At 59.8% G+C, this 23,855-nt stretch carries 24 protein-coding genes; 13 read left to right on the top strand and 11 right to left on the bottom strand.

The window, feature by feature from the left end; translation table 11 throughout:
- Positions 1 to 9 precede the first annotated feature (9 nt).
- The 7 genes from JOE34_RS17375 to JOE34_RS17345 all read left to right on the top strand — a co-directional run bounded on the left by JOE34_RS17375 (position 10) and on the right by JOE34_RS17345 (position 7,007).
- Positions 10 to 897: a 3-keto-5-aminohexanoate cleavage protein gene (locus tag JOE34_RS17375; RefSeq protein ID WP_209996239.1), complete on the top strand. Its 888-nt coding sequence runs from the start codon at positions 10 to 12 to the stop codon at positions 895 to 897.
- A gap of 57 nt (positions 898 to 954) precedes the next feature.
- The gene (locus JOE34_RS17370) at positions 955 to 1,920 is read left to right on the top strand and encodes an L-carnitine dehydrogenase (protein ID WP_209996236.1); all 966 of its coding nucleotides are present in this window, start codon (positions 955 to 957) and stop codon (positions 1,918 to 1,920) included.
- 106 nt (positions 1,921 to 2,026) lie between these two features.
- Positions 2,027 to 2,503, top strand: coding sequence for a thioesterase family protein (locus tag JOE34_RS17365; protein ID WP_209996234.1), 477 nt, complete (start codon positions 2,027 to 2,029; stop codon positions 2,501 to 2,503).
- Between the two features lie 228 nt (positions 2,504 to 2,731).
- Positions 2,732 to 3,451 (top strand): GntR family transcriptional regulator, encoded by a 720-nt coding sequence (locus tag JOE34_RS17360; protein ID WP_003364375.1) that lies wholly within the window; start codon positions 2,732 to 2,734, stop codon positions 3,449 to 3,451.
- Positions 3,448 to 4,461 carry an ADP-ribosylglycohydrolase family protein gene (locus tag JOE34_RS17355; RefSeq protein ID WP_024683109.1) on the top strand — a complete coding sequence of 338 codons (1,014 nt, stop codon included), beginning with the start codon at positions 3,448 to 3,450 and terminating at the stop codon, positions 4,459 to 4,461. Before JOE34_RS17360 ends, JOE34_RS17355 begins: the two co-directional genes overlap by 4 nt.
- A gap of 160 nt (positions 4,462 to 4,621) precedes the next feature.
- A complete protein-coding gene (locus tag JOE34_RS17350; RefSeq protein WP_209996232.1) occupies positions 4,622 to 6,091 on the top strand; it encodes a cytosine permease in 1,470 nt (489 codons plus the stop codon).
- Positions 6,081 to 7,007, top strand: a complete 927-nt coding sequence (locus tag JOE34_RS17345) for a PfkB family carbohydrate kinase (RefSeq protein WP_209996224.1) — start codon at positions 6,081 to 6,083, stop codon at positions 7,005 to 7,007. The genes JOE34_RS17350 and JOE34_RS17345 overlap by 11 nt, the downstream gene beginning before the upstream one ends.
- A 98-nt stretch (positions 7,008 to 7,105) precedes the next feature.
- Here the strand turns inward: JOE34_RS17345 and JOE34_RS17340 are convergent, their stop codons facing one another.
- The 3 genes from JOE34_RS17340 to JOE34_RS17330 all read right to left on the bottom strand — a co-directional run bounded on the left by JOE34_RS17340 (position 7,106) and on the right by JOE34_RS17330 (position 10,020).
- Complete coding sequence (locus JOE34_RS17340; protein ID WP_209996222.1) at positions 7,106 to 8,401, bottom strand: type II toxin-antitoxin system HipA family toxin; 1,296 nt, start codon at positions 8,399 to 8,401, stop codon at positions 7,106 to 7,108.
- Positions 8,394 to 8,711: a helix-turn-helix transcriptional regulator gene (locus JOE34_RS17335; protein ID WP_003347681.1), complete on the bottom strand. Its 318-nt coding sequence runs from the start codon at positions 8,709 to 8,711 to the stop codon at positions 8,394 to 8,396. The genes JOE34_RS17340 and JOE34_RS17335 overlap by 8 nt, the downstream gene beginning before the upstream one ends.
- A 103-nt stretch (positions 8,712 to 8,814) precedes the next feature.
- Positions 8,815 to 10,020 (bottom strand): MFS transporter, encoded by a 1,206-nt coding sequence (locus JOE34_RS17330; RefSeq protein ID WP_209996220.1) that lies wholly within the window; start codon positions 10,018 to 10,020, stop codon positions 8,815 to 8,817.
- Positions 10,021 to 10,130: 110 nt separating this feature from the next.
- Between JOE34_RS17330 and JOE34_RS17325 the strand changes: the two genes are divergently transcribed.
- From JOE34_RS17325 to JOE34_RS17315, 3 genes are all read left to right on the top strand, one after another.
- On the top strand, positions 10,131 to 10,763 hold the full coding sequence (locus JOE34_RS17325) for a TetR/AcrR family transcriptional regulator (RefSeq protein ID WP_032662175.1): 633 nt from the start codon (positions 10,131 to 10,133) through the stop codon (positions 10,761 to 10,763).
- A gap of 73 nt (positions 10,764 to 10,836) precedes the next feature.
- A complete protein-coding gene (locus tag JOE34_RS17320) occupies positions 10,837 to 12,690 on the top strand; it encodes an ABC transporter ATP-binding protein (protein ID WP_209996218.1) in 1,854 nt (617 codons plus the stop codon).
- A 58-nt stretch (positions 12,691 to 12,748) separates the two neighbouring features.
- The gene (locus tag JOE34_RS17315; protein ID WP_016568312.1) at positions 12,749 to 13,621 is read left to right on the top strand and encodes a LysR family transcriptional regulator; all 873 of its coding nucleotides are present in this window, start codon (positions 12,749 to 12,751) and stop codon (positions 13,619 to 13,621) included.
- Positions 13,622 to 13,675: 54 nt separating this feature from the next.
- On the opposite strand, the gene JOE34_RS17310 is transcribed toward JOE34_RS17315, so the two are convergent.
- The 4 genes from JOE34_RS17310 to JOE34_RS17295 all read right to left on the bottom strand — a co-directional run bounded on the left by JOE34_RS17310 (position 13,676) and on the right by JOE34_RS17295 (position 16,700).
- Positions 13,676 to 14,101 carry a VOC family protein gene (locus tag JOE34_RS17310; RefSeq protein WP_003364399.1) on the bottom strand — a complete coding sequence of 142 codons (426 nt, stop codon included), beginning with the start codon at positions 14,099 to 14,101 and terminating at the stop codon, positions 13,676 to 13,678.
- A gap of 178 nt (positions 14,102 to 14,279) precedes the next feature.
- The gene (locus tag JOE34_RS17305) at positions 14,280 to 15,173 is read right to left on the bottom strand and encodes a nickel/cobalt efflux protein RcnA (protein ID WP_209996216.1); all 894 of its coding nucleotides are present in this window, start codon (positions 15,171 to 15,173) and stop codon (positions 14,280 to 14,282) included.
- A gap of 7 nt (positions 15,174 to 15,180) precedes the next feature.
- Positions 15,181 to 15,474, bottom strand: coding sequence for a metal-sensing transcriptional repressor (locus tag JOE34_RS17300; RefSeq protein ID WP_010408877.1), 294 nt, complete (start codon positions 15,472 to 15,474; stop codon positions 15,181 to 15,183).
- A 113-nt stretch (positions 15,475 to 15,587) separates the two neighbouring features.
- Entirely contained in the window at positions 15,588 to 16,700 is a 1,113-nt protein-coding gene (locus JOE34_RS17295) for an NADH:flavin oxidoreductase (protein WP_209996213.1), read from the bottom strand.
- 139 nt (positions 16,701 to 16,839) lie between these two features.
- On the opposite strand from JOE34_RS17295, the gene JOE34_RS17290 reads away from it, so the two are divergent.
- On the top strand, positions 16,840 to 17,742 hold the full coding sequence (locus JOE34_RS17290; protein WP_017278569.1) for a LysR family transcriptional regulator: 903 nt from the start codon (positions 16,840 to 16,842) through the stop codon (positions 17,740 to 17,742).
- Positions 17,743 to 17,801: 59 nt separating this feature from the next.
- Here the strand turns inward: JOE34_RS17290 and JOE34_RS17285 are convergent, their stop codons facing one another.
- The 4 genes from JOE34_RS17285 to JOE34_RS17270 are packed head-to-tail and all read right to left on the bottom strand — an operon-like array spanning position 17,802 to position 20,734.
- Positions 17,802 to 18,626 (bottom strand): transporter substrate-binding domain-containing protein, encoded by an 825-nt coding sequence (locus JOE34_RS17285; protein ID WP_044313164.1) that lies wholly within the window; start codon positions 18,624 to 18,626, stop codon positions 17,802 to 17,804.
- A gap of 44 nt (positions 18,627 to 18,670) precedes the next feature.
- Positions 18,671 to 19,432 carry an amino acid ABC transporter ATP-binding protein gene (locus tag JOE34_RS17280; protein ID WP_003349498.1) on the bottom strand — a complete coding sequence of 254 codons (762 nt, stop codon included), beginning with the start codon at positions 19,430 to 19,432 and terminating at the stop codon, positions 18,671 to 18,673.
- Positions 19,429 to 20,088, bottom strand: a complete 660-nt coding sequence (locus tag JOE34_RS17275; RefSeq protein WP_003318929.1) for an amino acid ABC transporter permease — start codon at positions 20,086 to 20,088, stop codon at positions 19,429 to 19,431. The genes JOE34_RS17280 and JOE34_RS17275 overlap by 4 nt, the downstream gene beginning before the upstream one ends.
- Positions 20,069 to 20,734, bottom strand: coding sequence for an amino acid ABC transporter permease (locus tag JOE34_RS17270; RefSeq protein ID WP_003318930.1), 666 nt, complete (start codon positions 20,732 to 20,734; stop codon positions 20,069 to 20,071). The genes JOE34_RS17275 and JOE34_RS17270 overlap by 20 nt, the downstream gene beginning before the upstream one ends.
- A gap of 542 nt (positions 20,735 to 21,276) precedes the next feature.
- Here JOE34_RS17270 and JOE34_RS17265 point away from each other — a divergent pair.
- Both JOE34_RS17265 and JOE34_RS17260 read left to right on the top strand, forming a co-directional pair.
- A complete protein-coding gene (locus JOE34_RS17265) occupies positions 21,277 to 22,908 on the top strand; it encodes an ABC transporter substrate-binding protein (RefSeq protein ID WP_096134192.1) in 1,632 nt (543 codons plus the stop codon).
- On the top strand, positions 22,905 to 23,855 hold the full coding sequence (locus JOE34_RS17260) for an ABC transporter permease (protein ID WP_198702205.1): 951 nt from the start codon (positions 22,905 to 22,907) through the stop codon (positions 23,853 to 23,855). Before JOE34_RS17265 ends, JOE34_RS17260 begins: the two co-directional genes overlap by 4 nt.

The following is a 23,855-nucleotide window of genomic DNA, read 5'->3' as shown; positions in this document are numbered from 1 at the left end:
GAGCCACCCATGAACCACGACGTCATCATCACCTGCGCACTCACCGGTGCTGGCGACACGACCGCCCGAAGCCCTCACGTACCGGTCACGCCCAAGCAAATCGCGGCCGCCGCGGTTGAGGCCGCCAAAGCCGGTGCCACCGTGGTGCACTGTCATGTGCGCGACCCACACACCGGTAAGTTCAGCCGCGACGTGGCGCTGTACCGCGAAGTGATGGAGCGCATTCGGGAGGCCGACATCGACATCATCGTCAACCTCACTGCTGGCATGGGTGGCGATCTGGAGATTGGCGACGGTGAGCACCCGATGGAGTTTGGTGCCAATACCGACCTGGTCGGCCCAATGACACGCCTGGCCCACATCGAGGAACTGCTGCCGGAAATCTGCACCCTCGACTGCGGCACCCTGAACTTTGGCGACGGCGACACTATTTATGTGTCCACCCCGTCGCAACTGCGCGCCGGCGCCAGACGTATCCAGGCGCTGGGCGTAAAGGCCGAACTGGAAATTTTCGACACCGGCCACCTGTGGTTCGCCAAACAGATGATCAAGGAAGGTCTGCTCGACAACCCGCTGTTCCAGCTGTGCCTGGGTATTCCATGGGGCGCACCCGCCGACACCACCACCATGAAAGCCATGGTCGATAATCTGCCCGCCGATGCGGTGTGGGCGGGCTTTGGCATTGGCCGCATGCAGATGCCGATGGCTGCGCAAGCGGTGTTGCTGGGCGGCAACGTCCGGGTCGGTCTGGAGGACAACCTGTGGCTGGACAAGGGCGTGCTCGCCACCAACGGTCAATTGGTGGAACGCGCCAGTGAAATTCTCAGCCGCTTGGGCGCACGAGTCATGAGCCCGGCAGAAGGCCGCATCAAGATGGGCCTTACCAAGCGTGGCTAAAGCCTCCGAGACATAAAACCCCGTGATTGAATCACCGCACTCTTCAGGAGCGTCGCCATGAGCTTTATCACCGAAATCAAAACCTTCGCCGCTCTTGGCAGCGGCGTCATCGGCAGTGGCTGGGTATCCCGCGCCCTCGCCCATGGCCTGGATGTGGTTGCCTGGGACCCCGCGCCCGGCGCCGAAGCAGCGTTGCGTAACCGTGTCGCCAATTGCTGGGGTGCGCTGGAACAACAGGGTCTGGTACCCGGTGCATCCCAAACTCGCCTGCGCTTCGTGGCCACCATTGAGGAATGTGTCAGAGAAGCCGACTTCATTCAGGAAAGCGCCCCGGAACGCCTGGAACTGAAACTGGATCTGCACAGCAGGATCAGCGCGGCGGCCAGGCCGAATGTGTTAATTGGCTCGAGTACGTCAGGCCTGTTGCCAAGTGACTTCTACGAAAGCTCCGCGCACCCCGAGCGCTGCGTGGTCGGTCACCCGTTCAATCCGGTGTACCTGCTGCCGTTGGTGGAAGTGGTGGGCGGCAAAAATACTGCTCCGGAGGCCATTCAGGCGGCGATCAAGGTCTATGAATCCCTCGGTATGCGCCCGCTGCATGTGCGCAAGGAAGTCCCCGGCTTTATCGCTGACCGCTTGCTCGAAGCGCTATGGCGCGAGGCGCTGCACCTGGTCAATGACGGCGTGGCGACCACCGGCGAAATCGATGATGCGATCCGCTTCGGCGCCGGGTTGCGCTGGTCGTTCATGGGCACCTTTCTCACCTACACATTGGCGGGTGGCGATGCGGGCATGCGCCACTTCATGACTCAGTTCGGCCCGGCGTTGCAGTTGCCATGGACCTACCTGCCGGCACCGGAACTGACCGGCAAACTGATCGACGATGTGGTCGACGGCACCACTGATCAGCTGGGTAAACACAGTATTTCGGCGTTGGAGCGCTACCGTGACGATTGCTTGCTCGCCGTGATGGAGGCGGTGAAGACTACCAAGGCCAGGCATGGCATGAGCTTTGCGGAATGACCCTCGGGAAACCGGCTTGCCTTTGCTGGGAGCTGTGAATCTTCCATCGCCCTGCAGAGCACGCCAGCTCCCTCATTTGATCAGTACTGACCCGGAATCCCCCGACATGCCTGCACTGACCACCTACACCACCCGAGTCCAACCCGACTGGGTCGACTACAACGGCCACCTTCGTGACGCGTTCTACCTGCTGATATTCAGCTATGCCACTGACGGGCTGATGGAAGCCCTGGGGCTGGATAGCGATAACCGCGAAGCCAGCGGCCACTCGCTGTTCACTCTGGAACTGCACCTCAATTACCTGCACGAAGTGAAACTCGGCGCCGAGGTTGAGGTGCATACCCAACTGATCGCCCACGACGCCAAGCGCCTACATCTCTATCACAGCTTGCATTTGGCAGGCGATGAGATGGAGCTGGCTGGCAATGAGCAGATGCTGTTGCACGTAGACCTGGCAGGCCCGCATGCAACGATGTTCACCAAGGCAACGAAGGAAAGACTTGACGCTATGAGCGCTGGGCAGTCAGAGCTGCCGAGGCCCAAGCCCCTTGGTCGGGTGATTAGGTTGCACGCTGGAAAATAATCGAAAGAGCCCCCTCACTGCCAATACCTTGATCCACATCGGACTGCCCAGGCTGACACTGAAGGGTGCGTGACAAACGGCTCTCTTCAAAAACCTGGCAGGCGTGACCTGCAGGGTTACTTGTCGAACTGCGCGCATCATTTGCGCAATCCATTAAACATTGGTGCGCTGCATCACAGTTTGCCATGCAAAAACAGCTTGCACTCCAACCCAACATGCCACTATAAAATGTACATGACTAGACAGGTTCGATTCGACAAGAAAACCCAGGTGATCAATGAGCTGATCCGCCGTATCGAAAGCGGCCAGATGAGCTCCGGCGCGCTGCTTCCCGGGGAAAATCTCCTGGCCCAGGAATTCAACGTCAGCCGCGGCACGCTGCGCGAAGCGCTGTCCGAGCTCAAGCGGCGTAACTTCATTGCTACGCAGACGGGTGTGGGTTCGATCGTCACCTACGACGGTTTCAGCCTGGACCAACGTGCCGGCTGGGCCCAAGCCCTGGCCGACACGGGTGCTGGCGTGCGTACGGAAATCCTGCGTCTGGTAGCGGTGCAACGGCCCGACATGGAGGTGCGCCTCGGCACTTCCAGCCTGGTGGCGCTGGATCGCCGACGTATCGCCGCCGATGGCAGTATCGTTTCCCTCGAGCGCGCCTTGATCCCGGCGGTTGATGGCCTGGAAAACCTGCCGCAAAACGGTCTGCTGGAACAGTCACTGACAGTGACCATGGCCGCCCACGGCTTCATTGGCGACAAGGGCGATCAGTGGATCGGCGCAGGGCCTTTGAACCGTGATGACGCCGTGCTGCTGGCACGCGAGCCCGGCACGGTGTTTCTCAAGGCCGTGCGCACGACCTTTGACCGCCGTGAACGTTTTATGGAGCACGTGGAGAGCCTGTTGGACCCCGTGCATTTTCGCCTTCATCTCGCCTTCGGATCGTCCACATGAGCGCAACCTTTCTGCAAGACCGAGGCCTGGGGGCCTTTTATGGCCTGGCCTTGGGCGACGCCTTGGGCATGCCGACGCAGTCGCTGCCGCGCGCGTTGATCCTGCAACGCTATGGCCGTATCAGTACGCTGATCGGCGCCGATGCCGACCAGCCGATCGCACCCAACATGCCGGCCGGCGCTATCACCGATGACACCGAGCAGGCCATCCTGGTGGCACAGTTGCTGGTGGCCGGCGGCGGCAGCATCGACCCGACAGCCCTGGCCCACAGCCTGATCGAGTGGGAAGCCGCGATGAAAGCCAAGGGCTCCTACGACCTGCTGGGGCCATCGACCAAGCGCGCGATTGAAATGATCCTTGACGGCCATAGCCCTGAAGAGGCCGGCCGCTTCGGCACCACCAATGGCGCGGCAATGCGTATCACCCCGGTGGGCATCGCGGGCGACGTGAGCAACCGCGAGGCCTTCATGGCGCTGGTGGTGCAAGCCTGTCAGGTGACCCATAACACCACGCTGGGCATCTCCAGCGCGGCGGCGGTCGCGGCCGTGGTGTCCGCCGGGATCAATGGCGCGCCCTTGGCCGAAGCTCTGGAGACAGGCGCCGAGGTGGCCCTGAGTGCCGAACGCCATGGCCATTGGGTTGCGGGTGGGCGTATCGCCGCGCGCATTCAATGGGCCAAGGCACTGTGCGCCGACTGCACAGACGACCAACTGGCCGACCGAGTGCACGATGTGATTGGCACCTCGGTCGCCTCACAGGAATCAGTGGTCGCTGCCTTCACCCTCGCCCACCGCGTGGCGAGCAGCCAGCTCAGTCCGTTCGACGCCGTGTGCATGGCGGCCAGCCTGGGCGGCGACACCGACACAATTGCCGCCATTCTCGGCGCCATGCTGGGCGCCTGCAACGGCATGCACGCCTGGCCGGCGGCGTTGATTGAGCAAATTGATGCGGTCAACGCGCTCCACCTCGCGCCTTTGGTCGAACAGCTGCTGGCCCTGCGCACCGGTTGATGGACCGGGCTGTGCTCGCCCACTGTGAACGAGATCACCCTCGCCCTCAGCCTTCCGAGCGGCGATAAGGCTGACCCGATTTCGGAAAAGCCAATTTGCACTGGATTGCACCTGCTGACGTACTGCCACAACCACAATAAAGGCAATAGGAGCAACGCAAATGACTACATCGTCCCCCTCTCAAAGTGCGGGTCAGCTGGAAACCCGCGGCATCGAGCCCGTTCCTGAAAACGAGTGCAACGGCCACCCGCTGCAACTGTTCTGGGTCTGGTTCGCCGCCAATATCAGCATCCTGGGCTTGCCGCTCGGTGCCACCCTGGTAGCGTTCCAGGGGCTGGCCATCTGGCAGGCAATTATCGTCGCCATCCTCGGTGCCGCCGGCTCGTTCGCCGTGGTGGGCGTCATATCCATTGCCGGGCGCCGCGGGCGGGCCCCGAGCCTGACGCTGTCCCGGGCCATCTTCGGGGTACGAGGCAATATCGGGCCCACGCTGGTTTCGCTGATGTCGCGCCTGGGCTGGGAAACGGTCAACACCACCACCGCTGCGTTTGTCCTGCTGTCACTGTTCGCGATCCTTTTCGGCACCCCCGTGGAAGCGAAAAACTCGCCAGGCCTGACCCTGGTGTTCATCGCCTTGTTCGTGCTGCTGACTTTGACCGTCTCGGGCCTGGGCCATGCCACCTTGCTGGTCATCCAGAAATGGGCGACTTACCTTTTCGGCGCGCTGAATCTGGTGGTCGGTGGCTTTCTGCTCACCCACATCGACTGGAGCCTGGTCTTCGACGCGCCAGCAGCGCCGCTGAGTGCGATGATAATCGGTGTCGGCACCATGGCCGCAGGCACTGGTATCGGTTGGGCCAACGCGGGCGCCGACATGTCGCGCTATCAGCACGCCAGCGTGAAGGCCACTCGACTGGTGGCCTCGGCGGCATTTGGCGCAGGGATCCCTCTGGTTTTGCTGATCACCCTCGGCGGCTTGCTGTCGGTGGGCAACGATCATCTGGCGTCAGCCACCGACCCGATCATCGCCATTCGCGAAATGTTGCCCACCTGGATGGCCGTGCCCTATCTGATCACTGCGTTCGGCGGCCTGCTGTTGTCCAATAACCTGTCGGTCTACTCGGCCGGCCTGACCACCTTGACCCTCGGCCTGAAGGTCAAGCGAGTACACGCAGTCATCGTCGATATCATCGCGATCTTTGCCGGCTCGATCTATTTCATGCTGATCGCCGACAGTTTCTACGGCCCCTTCATTACGTTCATCTCGATGTTGGCGGTGCCCATTACCGCGTGGGTCGGCATCTTTGTCGTCGACCTGCTGCATCGCCACATCTACTCCCCACACGACCTGCTGGACCAGACCCCAAAGAGCGCCTACTGGTATCGCGGCGGTGTCGAATGGCGCGCGCTGGGCTCGTGGGCATTGGCTATCGTGCTCGGCTTCAGCTTCACCACCGTGGCGACCACCCCGGAGCATGTGCTGTTCAAAGGTTTTCTCGCCGATTCCTGGCTGGGTCATAACGGCCTGGGCTGGATCGTGACCTTCATTGTCGCCGGTGGCCTGTATGCGCTGCTCGGCGGGGCGCGTGATCGCCGTGTCGTTACCGAAGAGGCTGCACATGCCCGCTAAATTGCTCTACACCGGCCAGGTCGTGGTTGACCTGGTCATGGCCATCGACCGCCTGCCGCCGTCGGGCGGAGATGTACTGGCCAGCAGCGCCACGTTCGAGGCCGGAGGCGGCTTCAATGTGATGGCCGCTGCCTGCCGCAATGGCTTGCCTACGGTTTATCTGGGTCGCCATGGCCAGGGCCGCTTCGGCGACCTTGCTCGCCAGGCCATGCGCGACGAAGGTGTGGAGATTGCTACGATGCCTGTTCCCGGTGAGGATACCGGCCTGGCCGTTGCCCTGGTGGAAGACTCGGCCGAGCGCTCGTTCATCTCCTATGTGGGCGCTGAAGGTGGTTTGTCTGCCGATGACCTGAAAGGCGTGCAGGTCAGCGCCGAAGATTACGTAGTTGTCAGCGGCTACAGCCTGGCACACAAAAACAAGGTCACGGCCCTGCTCGCCTGGCTGGACGGATTGCCCGGCGGCACTACCGTGGTATTCGACCCAGGCCCATTGGTTGATGCGCTTCATGGCGTCGAGATGCGCGCCGTACTTCCGCTGATCAGCGTATGGTCCAGCAACTGCGAAGAAGCCCTGCGCTTCACGCAAACCCGGACGCCCGCCGACGCTCTCCACAGGCTCGCGTCCATTCTGCGCGAAGATGCGCTCATAGTGATTCGTGACGGCCCAGCCGGTTGCTGGATCCACCATGCCGGACAGACGCGACACATACCCGGCTTTGCCGTCACGGCAATCGACACCAATGGTGCCGGCGACGCTCATGCCGGTGTGCTGCTGGCCGAGTTGGCCAGAGGCAGCAGTGTCGACCGCGCGGCGCTGCGCGCCAATGCGGCAGCAGCGATTGCGGTCACACGCCGGGGGCCGGCGACTGCGCCTGGCCGTGAGGAGGTAGATGCGCTGGTGGGGGCCGATTTTTAGGCTGGCTTGAGCCGCGCTGCACCGTGATGGAGATAATGACAGGCAAGTTTGCGGATGCTCAAAGTCTTCCACACGGCCCTGAGCACTGGCAGCGTCGTTTATGAGAATCGCCCGTGACCGCCGTCGGCCTGACTGTGGTGTAACCGGGCTACGTTCTGATCAATGCGGCTCTGGATCATGCGCAGGGTGTCTCGAGTAATAACCTGCGGGCACAGGTTCTCGGCGATGGCTGTAAACCGGCTTGCTACATCACACATGCTGTCAATCACTCCAGTTGCAGCGTCCGGGGACATCTCGGCTTCCTCGGCAAGCCGAAGCATTTGCGCACGGGAAATCTCCAGCGCCTCTCCCATCACGTCCATCTGATGGTATCCGCCTGCCCCCTCGCAGAAGGTTACGTCGTAAGCCGGCGACAGTTTCCACTGACCGTCCTGCGACATGATGTAGGCGAAGTTCTTGGGATGATCGTCTCGGTTGTTGAACGCAACGTTAAAAACGGCACGCTCGAACGCGCGTGCCATCTCTCGCACATCGTTGGTACACATCTGTGTTGCCCGCAAAAAGTTGACGTAGTCCAACACACCCGGAGACTGGTAATTTGCCCCCGTAAAGGCGGCCAGGCTTTGCATGGGTATACGTAAACCATCGCGACGGTCAAATCGCTTACTGGCAAACGCTGCCAGGCCATCAGGCAGATTGAAGTACCAGGTGTCAGGGGTCTCGATACCGCACATGCGCAGGCACTCGGCGTAGACCATTTCGATGGCGCACACTTCTGCGTGTTCTTCTTTGGCCGGAAACTTGATCAACCATGCTTCAAAGCCCGGCGTAGCCGCAGTGGTAAACCCGCCAGTTTCAGGATCGCGATAGACGAGAGCCTTGGGCCTTGCCCCTTGAGGCGAGCCACCCACCAGCAGTAATGCCTGCAGGAACTCGCCACCGTTTCCACGCAATACTTGCTTCACATCGGCGGCGAGCTGTTCCAGCGGGATGTGGACGTCAGATTCCTGCCCTTCGGGCGCCACGGGCTCAAACGTCATGGCGCCCATTGCGCTGCTACCGATATAGGCCAGCCGTTCCAGAGGGCCGATGCGCGCGGTGGTGAGCCCGCGGCGCCTGAAAAGACGGTCCATCAACAACATGCCCCATCCATCCGGCAACGAGTCGTAAACAGGCCCTGGCAAGTACAGCTGATGGTCCGGGAAGTCTCGGCGCAACCTGCCCCCATCCAGGGGCAGCTTATAGGAGGACAGTTCCAGGCCTCTTTGCCTGGCTTCATTGCTGTATTCGAACACGATCAGCGGGCGACCGGTCAAAGCGGTCGTCGAGACCAGCGTACCCCACTGCCATCGCTCACCCCAGCCCTCGTAGAAGACGTTAACCTGCTCAAGCATCGCCGGACTTCCTCTTTGTACGGAGACGATTGGCGCTGTTTTCGTAGCGTCGAATGTCTTCGATGCTGTCCAGCTTTGGCAGAAACAGGCCTTCGAGTTCCTTGGTTCGGCCAAGAGCCATAGCCACCCGCACGACGTTCTCGAATCCGACATTGCGTCCGGCTTCGAGGTTGGAGACCGTATTTGTGCCGATGCCGGCACGCCCGGCGAGGTCGGCTTGTGTCATATTCAGCGCCAGACGCTCTGTGCGCAGGCGGTCGCAAAGGCGCTTGACGATCTCACCGGGCTTGCTGAAGCTTAAATCCAACATAATGTGTATAAAGCTCGCTTCAGCTATTTAATTCACAAAATTATAGAATTAACCTCCTATATCAGCAAGCAGCTTAATGTCCATACTCCGGTTCTTGATCGGATCACCCTGCCAGACCACATTCCCGGTCCAGCCGGCTGCCCCGTGCGAAACCATGAGCACCTGCGCGCAGTGCGATCAACAGGCTCAGCAGCAAAAGCATCAACAAGACCCAGGGAAAGGAACCTGCTCCCCAGTGGCCAAGCAACACGCCACCCAGTAACCCTCCGCCTGCGATGGCGCTGTTCCAGACCACGACGTTCATCGAAAGCGCCACATCTGCACCCTCGCCTGCCGAATCGGCGAGCGCGGTTTGCAGCAGCGTGGCGGCGCCACCGAAGGTCAGGCCCCAGATGAAAGCGCCGATATAAATGGCCGTTGCAGAGCCGGAGAACACGCCGAAGAACACTGACACCGCTGCGAAGGTTGCCAGGCTGGCAAGCACAGTCTTGCGCAGATGGCGATCAACCAACCGTCCCGTAACCCAGATGCCCGCCAGTGCGGCGACCCCGAATGCCAGCAATACCAGGTCCACATCATTCGCCAGCCCCGCCGTGGAAACGAAGGGAGCGACGTACGTGTAAAGCAGGTTATGAGCCAGCATCCAGGTGAAAACCACGCCCAGCACCGAGCGTACGCCGGGCGTGAAAAAGACCTGACGTAACGCCATGCGCTGTGCGGAGGACTTGCCGGAATAGTCCGGCACTTTGACCAGCACCCAGATGATCAACAGCACGGTCATCCCGGACATCAGGCCAAACGCCATGCGCCAGCCCATGAAGCCGCCAAGCCAGGTTCCCAGAGGCACACCCAGCGACAAGGCAACGGGCGTACCGACCATCGCCACGGCCAATGCGCGGCCTTGCAGTTGCGGGACCACCATGCGCCGTGCATAACCGGCGATGAGGCTCCAGGCCAGACCCGCCGAGACGCCTGCGAAAAACCTTGCGATCAGGGTCAGTCCATAATTGGACGACAATGCAGTGACGCTGTTGAACACCAGAAAGCCGATAATCGTCACCAGCAATACCGTTCTGCGCCGCCAGCTTTGCGTGGCGATCGTCAGCGGAATGGCGGCCAGCAATGACCCCAACGCATAAACAGTCACCATTTGCCCGGCAAACGATGCGGACACTTCCAGCCCGTCGGCGATCTGCGGCAACAAACCTGCCGGCAAAGTCTCGGTGACAATGCAGATGAACCCCGTCATTGCCAGCGCCAGCAACGCCCCCAGCGGGAGTGTTTCGCCCTGCTTTTCATCTGTAGTCATTTAAAAACCCTCACTAATATACTGATCGGTACAAATATAGGCAGATGAAGTGAGGTGGTCAATGACTTATGTATCGATTAGTATTTAATTAATTCCGAAGGAGACTCGATATGGCACAGCTGGGGCGTCCGCGTACATTTGACCGTGATGTAGCGATCACTCAGGCGCTGCATCTGTTTTGGGAGCACGGCTACGACGCAACCTCCCTCAGCCAGCTCAAGGCAACCATCGGTGGCGGCATCACGGCGCCGAGCTTCTACGCAGCGTTTGGTTCGAAGCAGGCCCTGTTCAATGAAGTGATGGAGCATTACCTCGACACCTACGGGCGAGTCACCGACAGCCTGTTCGATACGACCCTGCCACCCCGAGACGCAATTGAACTCACCCTTCGCCGCTCTGCGAAAATGCAATGCGAGCCAGGGCATCCCACGGGGTGCCTGGTGGCGTTAGGGCTGATGAGCGCCTGCTCGGACGAGAGCAAGGCCATTTCCGAACCTCTTGCGCGCGCCAGGGATCTGAACCGCGCAGGTATCGTGGCCTGTATCCAGCGCGCCGTTGCGGCAGGCGAGTTGCCTGCAACGGTAATACCGGAAACGCTCGCAGCCGTGTTTGACAGTTTTCTTCTGGGCTTGTCTACACTGGCGCGCGACGGTGTCCCACATGCCACACTGGACGCTGCAGTGACCCAGGTGATGAGGCTGTGGGACAGCCTGGGCAGCATTGCTGACAAACATTGCCCCTGAAGCTCAATCTGGAAGAGGTTCGGGAGGCGTCGAGGACGCCAGACTCTTTGCACTGATTTTTTTGGAGAACACCATGCTTCGCGCGTTTGAAAAATGGCTTGACCCCTTCCCGCCTGACGAAGTGCCACCGCCACCTGACGGCCTGGCAAGGTTTCTCTGGGCCTGCACGCGAGGGGCACGCGGTTACATCCTTGCGTTTGCGCTGCTGTGTGCCGGTGTGTCGATTTACGAAGCCTGGTTGTTTTCCTTTCTCGGGCAGGTCGTGGACCTGCTGTCCACCTGGAAAGCTGGCGGCGATACGGCTGCGCAGGAAAGTAGCGTGCTATGGGGCATTGGCCTGGTATTGCTGAGCAGCATCGTGCTGGTGGCGTTGCGCACGATGGTGCAGCACCAGGTATTGGCGATCAACCTGCCCCTGCGGCTGCGTTGGGACTTCCATCGATTGATGCTGCGGCAAAGCCTGTCTTTCTTCTCCGATGAGTTCTCCGGCCGCGTCACCACCAAGGTGATGCAGACAGCGCTGTCAGTGCGCGAGGTGCTGTTCACTATCGTCGAAATCGTCCTCGGTATCGGCGTCTACTTCATCGCGATCATCGCCCTGGCCGGCGGCTTCGACCTGAAACTGATGCTGCCTTTCCTTGGCTGGCTGATGCTGTTCGGCCTGGCCATGCTGTACTTCGTGCCGCGCCTGGGCAAGGTCGGCCAGGAGCAGGCCAACGCGCGCTCATCGATGACCGGACGTGTCTCGGACGCGTACACCAACATCACCACGGTAAAGCTGTTCTCTCACTCCAAGCGTGAAGCGCATTTCGCGCGGGCCGCGATGGAGGACTTCAAGCTCACGGGCCTTGCCCAGATGCGTCTGGTCAGCCAGTTCGAGATCGTCAATCAGGCACTGGTGGTCGCGCTGATCATGGGTGCTGGCGGCTACGCCCTGTGGCTGTGGCACCAGGACCAGGTCGGCACCGGTGCGGTTGCGGCGATCACCGCCATGGCGTTGCGCATCAACGGCATGTCGCACTGGATCATGTGGCAGATGACCTCGTTATTCGAGAACATCGGCACCGTCCAGGACGGCATGCAAACCTTGACTCGCGGTCCCAAGGTTCAGGATGCGCCGGACGCGAAGGCTTTGGTCACCCGAGGCGGCGCGGTCACCTTCGATAACGTGAGCTTCAATTACAACGGCGAACGCCAGGTACTGGATGCCCTGAGCCTGAGCATTCGTCCAGGTGAAAAAATCGGCCTGGTGGGTCGCTCCGGCGCCGGGAAGTCCACGCTCATCAACCTCCTGCTGCGCTTTTATGACGTGGACAAGGGCTCGATCAGTATTGATGGGCAAGACATTGCGCACGTTACTCAGGACAGCTTGCGCAGCGCCATCGGCATGGTCACGCAGGACACCTCGCTGCTGCACCGCTCCATTCGCGACAATATCGCCTACGGACGTCCCGATGCGACCGATGAGCAAATCCGTAGCGCTGCGGCGAGTGCGCAAGCCGACGGGTTCATCAGCCAGCTGAGCGACAAGCAAGGCCACAGTGGCTACGACACGCTGGTGGGTGAGCGCGGTATCAAGCTGTCGGGCGGCCAGCGCCAACGCGTCGCCATCGCCCGGGTGATGCTCAAGAACGCCCCGATCCTGCTGCTCGACGAAGCCACCAGTGCGCTGGACTCGGAAGTCGAAGTGGCGATTCAGGAGAGCCTCGATGAAATGATGCAAGGCAAGACGGTGATTGCCATCGCCCACCGCCTGTCCACGATTGCCGCCATGGACCGGCTGATTGTCATGGACGACGGCCGCATCATCGAACAAGGCACCCACGCCGAACTGCTGGGCAAAAACGGAACCTATGCGCGGCTATGGCAGCACCAGAGCGGCGGGTTTCTCGGTGAGGATCAGGGTGTGGCCGAGGACATGGGATAGGCAGCAACAACAAAATAAACAAATGTGCTTTCAGTAAAAATACAATTATTCTTTGCCCATGATCAAAGAACTGAAAACATTTATCGCCGTGGCGAGAGAAGGCACGTTCGCTGCGGCGGGCAGCAAGATCGGGCTCACCCAGGCCGCTGTCAGTGCGCAGATGCAGCGCCTTGAAGCTGAACTGGGCGTCGAATTGTTCGACCGAAAAGGACGTTCAGCCCAGCTCAACCGCATGGGGCAGCAAGTGTTGCTACAAGGTCAGGATCTGGTGCGCCAGTTCAGCAGCCTGGGCACTACTACGGTCGGGTTGCCCGCCAGCGTGCTGGTGACCATCGGCGCAATAGCCTCTGTGCAACGCTCCTTTCTGCCGGAAGCGCTCGCTCGGTTTCATCAGCAATTCCCCGCGTGCAGGACGCGTGTCATCCCCGGCCTGTCCATGGACCTGGTCAATCAGGTGGACGCTGGCGAAATTGACATGGCAGCGATCATCCGCCCGCCCTTCTCACTGCAAAGCGACCTGCGCTGGACGACACTGGTCCGTGAGCCCTATCGCCTTATCGTGCCTGCCGACATGCCAGGGGATGACTGGGCCGAGCTGGTTTCGGCTCATCCATTCATTCGTTACGATCGATCGTCGTTTGGTGGCCGTCAGGTCGACCGGTTCCTGCGCCAGACCCATGTCTCGCTGCGCGAAGTCTGCGAGCTCGATGAACTGGATGCGATCATCAAACTGGTCGCCAACGGCGTCGGCGTAGCCTTGGTACCGGAAACGGCAACCCTGCAGACTTGGCACACCGGCGTGCGCTCTATCGACTTGAAAGCGCATACGTTCCATCGCGATATCGGCCTGGTACATCGTGCTCGTCGCAGCCTGACCGAACCAGTGAGCACGCTGGTGCAACTGATTAATGACCATGTGCTGACTGGTTAGCGTTGCGCCCACTCAAGCAAGCCTGGCGCGACGTGGTGCGCGCCAGGCCTTTTACTATTTTGCGAACAGCTGACTCATGTCCTTGAAGGCCTTGAACTCAAGCGCATTACCGCAGGGATCGAAAAGAAACATGGTGGCCTGTTCACCCACCTGCCCCTTGAAACGAATGTAGGGTTCGATGACGAACTCGGTGCCGAAGGATTTCAAGCGTTCGGCCAAGGCCTCCCACTGGGCCCATTCCAGAATGATCCCGAAATGCGGAACCGGCACGTCGTGACCGTCTACCGGGTTGCTGTGCACGCTCTCTTGAGAGGCGGTTTTCGGGTGTTCATGAATCACCAACTGGTGCCCGTAGAAATCGAAGTCGACCCACTGGTCGCTGGAGCGCCCTTCGGAAAGACCGAACACTTCACCGTAGAAGGCACGTGTCGCGGCCAGGTCATAAACCGGGATTGCAAGGTGGAAAGGAGAAAGACTCATCAGGACTCCGATTGCAGCTCTTGGTGGCGGGTGAAGCCGGACGACGCGCTCGCTGCCCGGCGACTTCTTCAAGGTCCACTCATGCTAAAGCCGGCCGACGCCAATAAAAATCAATATATATTTTCAAGATACACAAATTATTTTTGTGATAGCTGCCAGTCTCAAACACCCGGCCATCTCACGAGTGCAGACCGATCCAGCCGTTGATCCCTACATATGTCCCGACACAGATAATCAGGACGCTGGACAGATAAGGGGCGCGTCGAGCGGCGGCACTGAGCCAGGGAAAACGATTCGAGGCTTTTCGCGCACCGATGGCGGCGGCGGCGCCAACAGTGACCAGCGTAATGGCGAGCCCCACGCTGAAACAGATCACCATCATCGCGCCCAGGGTGACCTGCTGCACCTGCAGACACAGCAGCAGCACGGTGATGGCCGCCGGGCAAGGGATAAGGCCCCCGGTCAAGCCGAACATCAGGATCTGGCCATTGCTGACCTCGCGATGGGTGAAGCGCTTGCGAATGTCGTCAGCATGGGCCTTTTCATGGGCGTCCTGATAGCCTTCGGCGCTCAGGTTCAAGCCTTCCAGATCGCTGTGGTCATGGCTGTGACCATGCTCATGCTCATGCTCATGCTCATGCTCATGCTCATGGGAGTCCACGTCGTGCTCATGGCCATGGCCTGTATGCCCGTGACTCAGCCGGGCACTTTCGAACTTATACAGCTGCTCGCCACACCAGGTGCGCCACAGCATCCACAATGCAATGGCGATGATCACGGCAGACGACGCGAGCTGAAAGTAAGGCTCCGTGGTTTCAGCGTCCAGCCCCTGGCCCAGATACATCCCGCCGATGGCCACCAGCCAGACAACGGCGGTGTGCGAAACGGTAGCTGCGACGCCAAGCATCACAGCCTGTTTCACCGAGCCACGAATGGCCACAATGAACGCCGCCATCATGGTTTTCGAATGCCCGGGTTCCAGCCCGTGCAACGCGCCCAGCAAAATGGCACTGGGGAAATACAGCCAGGCATGCGAACCACCTTGCTGCAACAACTCAACGAAGTTGGGCATGCGAGACCTAAAGGTATTTGGTGATTTGCTTAAAGGCTTCCAGCGGTGCCCGCTCGCCCCTGGCGATTGAACCGAGTGTGTCTTCGAGGCAGTGATCGATATGATCCTGAATCAACGTGCGCTTGGCCTGGCATACCGCTTTCTCGACCGCGTGCAACTGCTGGGCGATGTCTACACACTCGCGCCCTTCTTCGATCATGGTGATGATGCCGCGCAAATGACCGTCGGCCCGTTTCAGGCGCTTGATGACAGCTTCGTGGGACTGGTGCGTATGGCCGTGGGGATGGTCGTGTTCACTCATGGATCGAGCTCCAGTCTGGGTGATTCAGACTGGCACTCTATCCCCCCAGGGGGGATAGAGTCAAAGGTAATGCAGGATTGGAACCGGAAGCGAGCCCACCGGTGAAAACCTGTTCAACTTATCCCATTGAATGCCAGCTCGCTGTCCTTGATGTTGGCAATCGGCCCTAGAATGGCTGGATCGAAGTCGCGGAGTGCCGCGTCCTGACGCAACAACTCTGGCAGGTCCGGATTGGCCAGCGCCCCCTTGCCCACCGCGATGATGTCGGCACCGTCGCGAAGCACCTGTTCGGCTTTTTGCGGATCGTGCAGGCCGCCATTGGCGATCAGCGTGACATCCGGCGCGTAGCGACGGGCCAGTTCGACCAGGCTGGCTTGACCCTGGGCAAACGCCGGCTGCCATGCTTCGTGTTCGGTCACATGGATGTAATCGACTCCGGCATCGGCCAGCGCAGCGAAAATGATTTCGGCATCGCGTTCGCCCCCCGCCCATTTGTGCTGAAAGTCGTTGACCTTGCCTTGTGAGAGACGCACGCCCACCGGTGCCTGCCCGGCGACTTTTTTCACTGCGGCGATGACCTCGAGCATCAGTCGCAGACGCTGTCCGACCTCACCGCCCCATTGATCGGTGCGCTGATTGCTGTAGTCGGTCAAAAACTGATCCAGCAGGTAGCCGTTCGCACCATGTATCTCGACACCGTCAAAGCCTGCAGTGCCGATAGCCAGTTGCGCCGCGTGGGCGAACCCGTCAATGGCCTCGGCAATATCCTTGTCACTCATCGCCCGCGGAATCCGGTAGCTGCCCGCGCCGTAATAGAACGCCATCTGTTCGCCCTTGGGACGAATGGCCGAAGGACCCACCGACTCGCTGACGAAGCGATTAGCCTGACTGAGCGCACCGGCGTGCATGAGCTGCGCAATCATGACACTGCCATGGCGGTGCACAGCATCGGTCGTGGCACGCCAGGCCTGAGTTTGCTCGTCATCGGTGAGCCCGGGCTGGAAGCGGTAGCCTTGGGAAGAACTGCGATCGGTGTAGTTGCCCTCGGTGATGATCAGGCCAAAACCGCCCTTGGCGAACCGCTCGTAGTAGCGCGCCATGGTCTGCGTTGCACTGCCCTGCTCGTCCGCGCTCACACGTGTCATGGGCGCCACCGCAAACCTGTTCTTCAGTTTCAGATGACCTCTATCGAACGGAGCTGTAACGTGTTTGTTTGTCTCGCTCATACTTCAAATCCTCACTGTGCAGACCGGCTGCGAATTGCCCGCAGTCATTGACAGAACCTGCAGCAACGTTAAGGGCTGGCGCAGCCCATTGGAACCCGGCCGTGCAGATAAGGCGCTTTAACGAAAATGGATAGAATCCGTGCAAATATCTGATATAGAGGTGTTCGCCGCCATTGCCTCCAGCAGGAGCCTGTCGGAAGCGGCGCGTCGACTCGGGTTGTCGCCGATGGCAATCTCCAGACGTCTGGCTGCGCTGGAAAACGACCTGGGCGTCAGGCTGGTTCACCGCACCACCCGCTCGGTATCACTGACGCCGGAAGGCGAAGTGTTTCTGCCGCATGCCAAAACCATGCTCCACGCCAGCGAAACCGCCCGTGCAACGCTGAAAGCCGATGCGGGTACGGCCAATGGCGTATTGCGGGTCACTGCCCCCAGCGTGTTTGGTCAGACCGTCATCATGCCGCTGCTGCCTGCGTTGATGCAGGAGAACCCGGCACTGAGTATCGACCTGACGCTGTCGGACAGCATCGTGGACATCGCCGGGCTGGGCATCGATGTCGCCATTCGGATCGCCACGATACGTGACTCCGCGCTGGTGGCCAGATCGCTGGCGCCCAACCCCCGGGTCGTGTGTGCAAGCCCCGACTACCTGGCACGGCACGGCCAGCCATCAATCCTTGACGAACTTCGTCAACACCCGTGCATAACCTTGCATGCGATGCCTTACTGGCCGTTCATCAGAGAAGGCGAGCCGGTGGCCATTCGCGCTCAGGGGGCGTTCTCGGCCAACAGCGTCGAAGCGGTGCGCACGGCGTGCAAACAGGGCCTGGGGCTGGCCATGCTGACCTATTGGGATGTTCAGCAGGAAATCCGTGAAGGCAGCCTTCTGCAGATACACTTCGAGGACGTCATCCCCGAGCAGTTGTCTGTCACGGCGGTATTGCCAACCCGACAGCGCGTCCCTCACCGGGTACGCTTGTTCGTCGATCGCCTCGAAGCAGAGCTTGAGAGCAAGGCAGTTGCAGGCGGTGCCACGCTGTAGACAAACGAACCGGCCTCTCGCCGGTTCGCGCTCCATCCGCGGCAATCAGATCATAGCCATCAAGGCTTCCAGCTTCCGCCTTCGACGATGACCGCATTGGGGTCTGTGCCCTCGGCCAGCTCTGGGCGTACATACTGATCATAGAGCTTGAGCAGGTATTTCTCTTCGCCCAGCCTGGCCAGTTCGGTGTTCACCCAGTCGCGCAGTTCGATATTGCCTTTTTTGACGGCAGGAGCGATTGGCGCTTCGTCACCGAGTTTCTGCTCCAGCACGCGATAGCCGGGGTTTTTCTTCGCCCAGCTGAACAGCACCAGATTGTCCTGCGCATAGGCATCACCGCGACCATTGGCCAGCGCTTGCAGCGACTCGGAGTTTTTCTCGAACTTCAGCACTTTCCAGTCAGGATGATTTTTCGTCAGCCAGAGATCAGCCGTGGTGCCGGTGGTGACGATGGTGGTCTTGCTCGCCAGATCGTCCAGCGTCTTGACCGGACTGGCTTGCGGCACCAGTGCCTGAACTGCAACACGCAGATTCGGGTTGGTGAAATCCACTGCCTCTCGACGTTCCGGCGTAACCGTCATGTTGGCCAGAATCAAATCTACCTTGTCGCTCTGCAGAAACGGTATGCGGCTGGCAGGTTCGACCACTACGAACTCGATCTTCTTCTCGTCGCCCAACAGGTCCTTGGCGAAACGCTTGCCCAGGTCAGTGTCGAAACCGACGTACTGGCCCTGCTCGTTGACGAAGCCAAAAGGCGGTTTATCGCTGAACACGCCGACAATCAGCTTGTCGCGAGCCTTGATGGTTTCCAGGTAACTGCTGGACGGTGAAGGGGCAGCCTTGGCCACGGGCTTCTGCTCGGCAGGCTTGTCGCAACCCGCCATCAGGGTGAAGGCAATCAACGGTAATACGAGGGCAGTTTTGAAGCTCACGATGCTTTCCTTTTTGGCATGTTTTCCACGTAGGAGAACCTCTCCAGGAACTGCTGCGCGCGTGCGGTCTGCGGGGCGCTGAAGAAAGTTTCGGGGTCGTTCTGTTCCGCGATCCGGCCGCGGTCCATGAACAGGATTCGGTCGGCCACCGCGCGCGCGAAGGCCATTTCGTGGGTGACGATGAGCATGGTCATCCCGCCCTGGGCGAGGTCGAGGATCACTTCCAGTACTTCCTTGACCATTTCCGGATCAAGGGCTGCGGTCACCTCATCGAACAGCATGACTTTGGGGTTCATGCACAGCGCACGCACGATAGCGATACGCTGCTGCTGGCCTCCGGACAGCTCGCGCGGATAGGCATCACGTTTTTCCGTCAGGCCCACCCGCTGCAGTAATGCCTCGGCCTGCTGACGAGCCTCGGCTGCACTACGTTTTTGCACGCGCAACGGGCCGAGCAGAATATTGTCGAGTACGGTCATGTGCGGAAACAGGTGATAGCTCTGAAAGACCATGCCGATTTGCTGCCTGACCAGCCGCCAGTCGGCGTTGGCGGGCAGCGCCTTGCCGGCAAAGCGCAGGCTGCCGGCATGACCGAGTTCGAGGCCGTTGAGGCAGCGCAGCAATGTGCTCTTGCCGCACCCGCTGGGGCCAAGAATCACCACGACTTCGCCCTCTTTCACGCTCAGGTCGATGTCTCGGAGCACCGGAGTGTCACCGAAGTTTTTGCTGAAACCGGACAGTTCGATCAATGTGCTCATGCGTGATTCCAGCGCCGTTCAAGCACACGCGAGGCGGCCGACAGCGGATAACAAACGATAAAAAAGAATAGAAACAGGAAGCCGTAGATCAGCACCGATTCGTACGTGCGCTCGATGATCTGCTGGCCGACCTTGGTCACGTCCACGACTCCGATCAGGACGGCTAGCGAGCTGGTCTTGATGAGCCGCGTATAGACATTGATCACCGGCGGCGTCAGCCGCTTGAGTGCCTGTGGCAGCAGCACGCGACCATACAACTGGCCCAGACCAAGACCGATTGCCAAGCCTGCTTCGCGTTGCCCGCGTGGAATCGAACGCAGCCCGCCGCGCACTACCTCACCGACCTCGCTGGCCCCCCACAAAGAAAGCACCAGGACCGCGCACCAGAACGCCGGAATGCTCAGGCCAAGGAAAATCGGTAACCCAAAGAAGAACAAGTACAGCCAGACCAGTACCGGAATCGCCCGGAACAGCTCCAGATAGATCCGCAACGGCACCTCCAGCCAGCGTTTGCCAAGGCTGCGCAGCACGCCGTAACACAGGCCGCCAAGACTGCTGAAAACGATTGCCAACAGTGAAATCCCTAATGTGCGCCCTGCCCCCGTGATCAACTGCGGCGCAGACACCCACAACAACTCAAGACCCGAACTGGCCATGCTGGAGCCTCCTTTCCAGAAGACCGAGTAACAAAGACAACGGCAGGAACAGCAACACGCACAGGCCGGTCATCACCGCGAGCATCTCGTAGGTTTTGTAATACAGGGCAATGTAGCTTTTGGTGGTGTAGAGAATTTCCGGCACCGCGACAGCCGAGACCACGGTGGTTTCCTTGAGCAGAAAGACGAAATTGGCGAACAGTGCCGGCAGGCTGAGGATGCCCGCCTGCGGCAGAATCACGTGGCGCAGTAGCTGCCAGCGGGACAGTCCGATGGACAACCCCGACTCGATCTGAGCCTTGGGCACGGCCTCTATGCCAGCGCGCAGAATCTCGGTCAGGTAAGCACCGCCGAGAAAGGTCATCGCAATCACTGCCGACGCGAAACCCGACACGCGAATCCCCAGCGTCGGCAAGGCAAAATAGATGAAAAACAGTTGAATCAGCAATGGCGTGTTACGCGCCAATTCGACGTACACCGGCACCAGACGATGCAGGACCGGCACCTTGAACGTGGCAATCGCAGCGTTAACGACCGCTACAGTAAGCGAGGTCAGGATTGCAATCAGCCCCACCTGAAGGGTGACACCAACGGCTTTGAGGAAGGCAGGCAAGGTGGAAATGGCAAATGCGTAATCGAAGGTCATTGCTGGCCATCCACATCGAGGTACATGTACAGAAAACACATCAGGCGCGGCCTTGAACTTATGTATTGATATATAGCTTAACCTTCTGTTTTTTATAAATTTAATATCTTTTTAGAATAAGCATAGAGCGCGAAAAATCACACACGCCTGAATTGTCATCTGACTGCGTCAGAAAAGTCTGAATACAGCTGGAAGCACTTCCTGCTTCCTATGCAATGACCTATCCAGAGCGGATGGGCTGCACGGTGACAAAGACAGAAAGCCCCTCAAATCGAGGGCTTTTTCGTTTTCGCCAACGTTGTTCGGTGCCCGAAACAGCAAGCATCTGAAAAAATACTAATTAAGCATAATAAACCATCTTATAAATCATAAAATCCTATATTAGCTTAGAAGAAAAAAGACTTTTACAGCGTCCCCCTCATAAGAATACGGTCTTAAGAAATCAGTGCTGAAGCACTGTGCTCGACTTGAAGAGGACCTTCCATGCGCCGTACACCGCCTTCGACTTTCTCAAATGGATTCGCGACCCGGAGCACAGTCCGATGACTGGGCGCCCTTTCCTCTCGCGCCTGCTGTTCGCCGCCGTCACAGCCATTACCCTGCTCGGCTGCTCACCTTCCGGCCAGGACGGCCAGGCAGCCAAAACCCTCAAGGTGGCGTTCTTCAGAGACAACACCACGCTGGTCAGCCTTGACCCTTTTCAGGTTTACTGGCTGGAGCATCGGGTGGTGCTGCGCAATATTGCAGAGTCCCTGACCGATCAGGATCCACAGACCGGCAAGATCATTCCCTGGCTGGCGGAGCGCTGGGAAATCAGTGACAACGCGCTGGAGTACACCTTTCACTTGCGCAAGGACGTGACCTTCAGCAACGGCACACGTTTCGACGCTCAAGCGGTGAAGACGGCCTACGACGCGGACAAGTCGTTCGCCGCACAATTGCCAGCCACCTTCGGCGCCACTTACCTCAAAGGTTACGACCACGCAGAGGTGCTGGACGACTTCACCATCAAACTGGTGCTGGCCCAACCCAATGCAGGCTTTCTGCAAGCCACCTCCACCACCAATCTCGCCATTCTTGCTCCAGAGTCCTACGCGCTCAGCGTCAAGCAGCGCTCGCTAGGTGCAATCATCGGCACCGGGCCATTCGTGCTGGAGCGCTACACCCCTGAAAGTGGTTTGCGCCTGACCAAACGCAAGGGCTATGCCTGGCCATCGGCCAATGCGCAGAACAAGGGCGAGGCGCATCTGGACGCGGTCGAGGTCAGCTACGTGCCGGAAGAAAGCGTACGTAACGGCCAGTTCGTTCAGGGGCAGGTCGATATTCTCTGGCCGCGCAATCCGTTCTCCGAGGTGGACCTCAGCCTGTTCAAGTCCAGGGGCGCGACCATTCAGAGCCGGTCGCTGCCAGGACCGGCCCTGAACCTGTATCCCAATACCCGCGGCAATCGCATCCTCGCCGATCGAAGCGTGCGTCTGGCGTTGCAAAAGGCAATCGACCGCAAGACCTACGCAGCCACCGTTTATAACCCGCAATTCCCGGTGGTCTCCGGCATCTACGACGTCACCACGCCGTTTTATAAAAGCCAGGCCGACAAACTGGCCTACGACCCTCAAGGTGCAGAGCGCCTGCTCGACGCTGCGGGCTGGCAGAAAAACGCCGACGGCTATCGTTATAAAGAAGGCAAGCGACTGAAGCTGGCCTACAACCTTTCCCCCGCTGAAACCGCTGGTGATGTGCTGATTCAGGATCAACTGCGCAAGGTGGGTATCGAGCTCAAGCTCAACGTGGTGACCACCGCCGAATGGGCTGCGGCCAACGCGGCAGGCAACTATGACCTGACGTCCACCTACATGACCCGCGCCGACCCGATCATCCTGCAGACCATCATCGACCCGCGCAGCGCCAACAGTTCGACACTGGCGACCAACCTTTACGCGCCGGAAACATTGCCCAAAGCCCTTGCGCTGTTCGACGCCGGGCTGACCGCCACGCAAAGCGAACAGCGCGCCCGGGCTTATGGCGAGTTGCAGGACCTGCTGGTCGACGAAGGCTCGGCGTTCCCGGTCTACGAGCGGGTCTGGCAAGCCGCCACAGCGAAAAACGTACGCAATTTCCACTGGACGGCGGAAGGCTTTGCGCTGTTCAACGACATCGAGCTGGCAACGCCATGAGCCGCTATATCCTCAGTCGCATCGCGCAAGCACTGCTGGTACTTTGGGGGGCCTACAGCGTCACCTATTTCATTCTGTACCTGCTGCCCGGCGACACCCTGTCGATCATGCTCAGCGCCTCGGGTGTCGAAATCGACTCACTTTCAGCGCAGGACCTCGCTCAGGCCAAGCTCTATTACGGGCTGGACCGGGGCATATTCGAGCAATACGTCGATTTGCTGTGGGGAGCCATGCACGGTGACTTCGGCAACTCGCTGACGCTCAATCGCCCGGTGTCGGAGTTGCTGATCGAACGCCTGCCTCAAACCCTGAGCCTCGCGGGGCTTGCCATTGTTCTGTCACTGATCGGCGGGATCGGTCTGGCGTATCTCACAGCCTACGTACGCTGGCAGCCCTTGAAAGTCGCCTTGTCACGACTGCCGTCGCTGGGCTTCTCGGTGCCGGTCTTCTGGATGGGCCTGCTGTTCATTCAACTGTTCGCGTTCACTCTTGGCTGGTTCCCGGCGACCGGCAATCAGGGTTTCTCAAGCCTGATATTGCCAGCCGTCACGCTGGCGATCCCTAGCGCCGCGGTGTACGCCCAGGTCCTGCAACGCGGCTTTCAGGGCGTCTGGAAAGAGCCCTACATCATCACCGCTTATGCCAAGGGCCTGACCCGCGCGCAGGTTCAAGCCCGCCATGCGTTCAAGAACGCTGCCCTGCCGCTGCTGACACTGATCGGCCTGCAGGTTGGCAACACAGTGTCCGGCGCGGTGCTGGTGGAGACCATTTTTGCCCGCTCCGGGGTCGGTCGACTTGCCCAGGAAGCCGTACTGCGTCAGGACATCCCGGTGGTACTGGCCATCGTTGCGGTCTCCGCAGCTGCGTTCGTCGTGGTCAATCTGATCGTTGACCTGCTGTATCCCGCGCTGGATCCGCGCATCGCCCATATGCCAAAGGTCTCCTGA

This window comes from Pseudomonas sp. PvP028, from assembly GCF_017832255.1.
GTDB classification, from domain to species: Bacteria; Pseudomonadota; Gammaproteobacteria; order Pseudomonadales; family Pseudomonadaceae; genus Aquipseudomonas; species Aquipseudomonas syringae.
The sequence above is the reverse complement of the archived record's forward strand: the minus strand, read 5'-3'. Positions and strand labels throughout refer to the sequence as shown.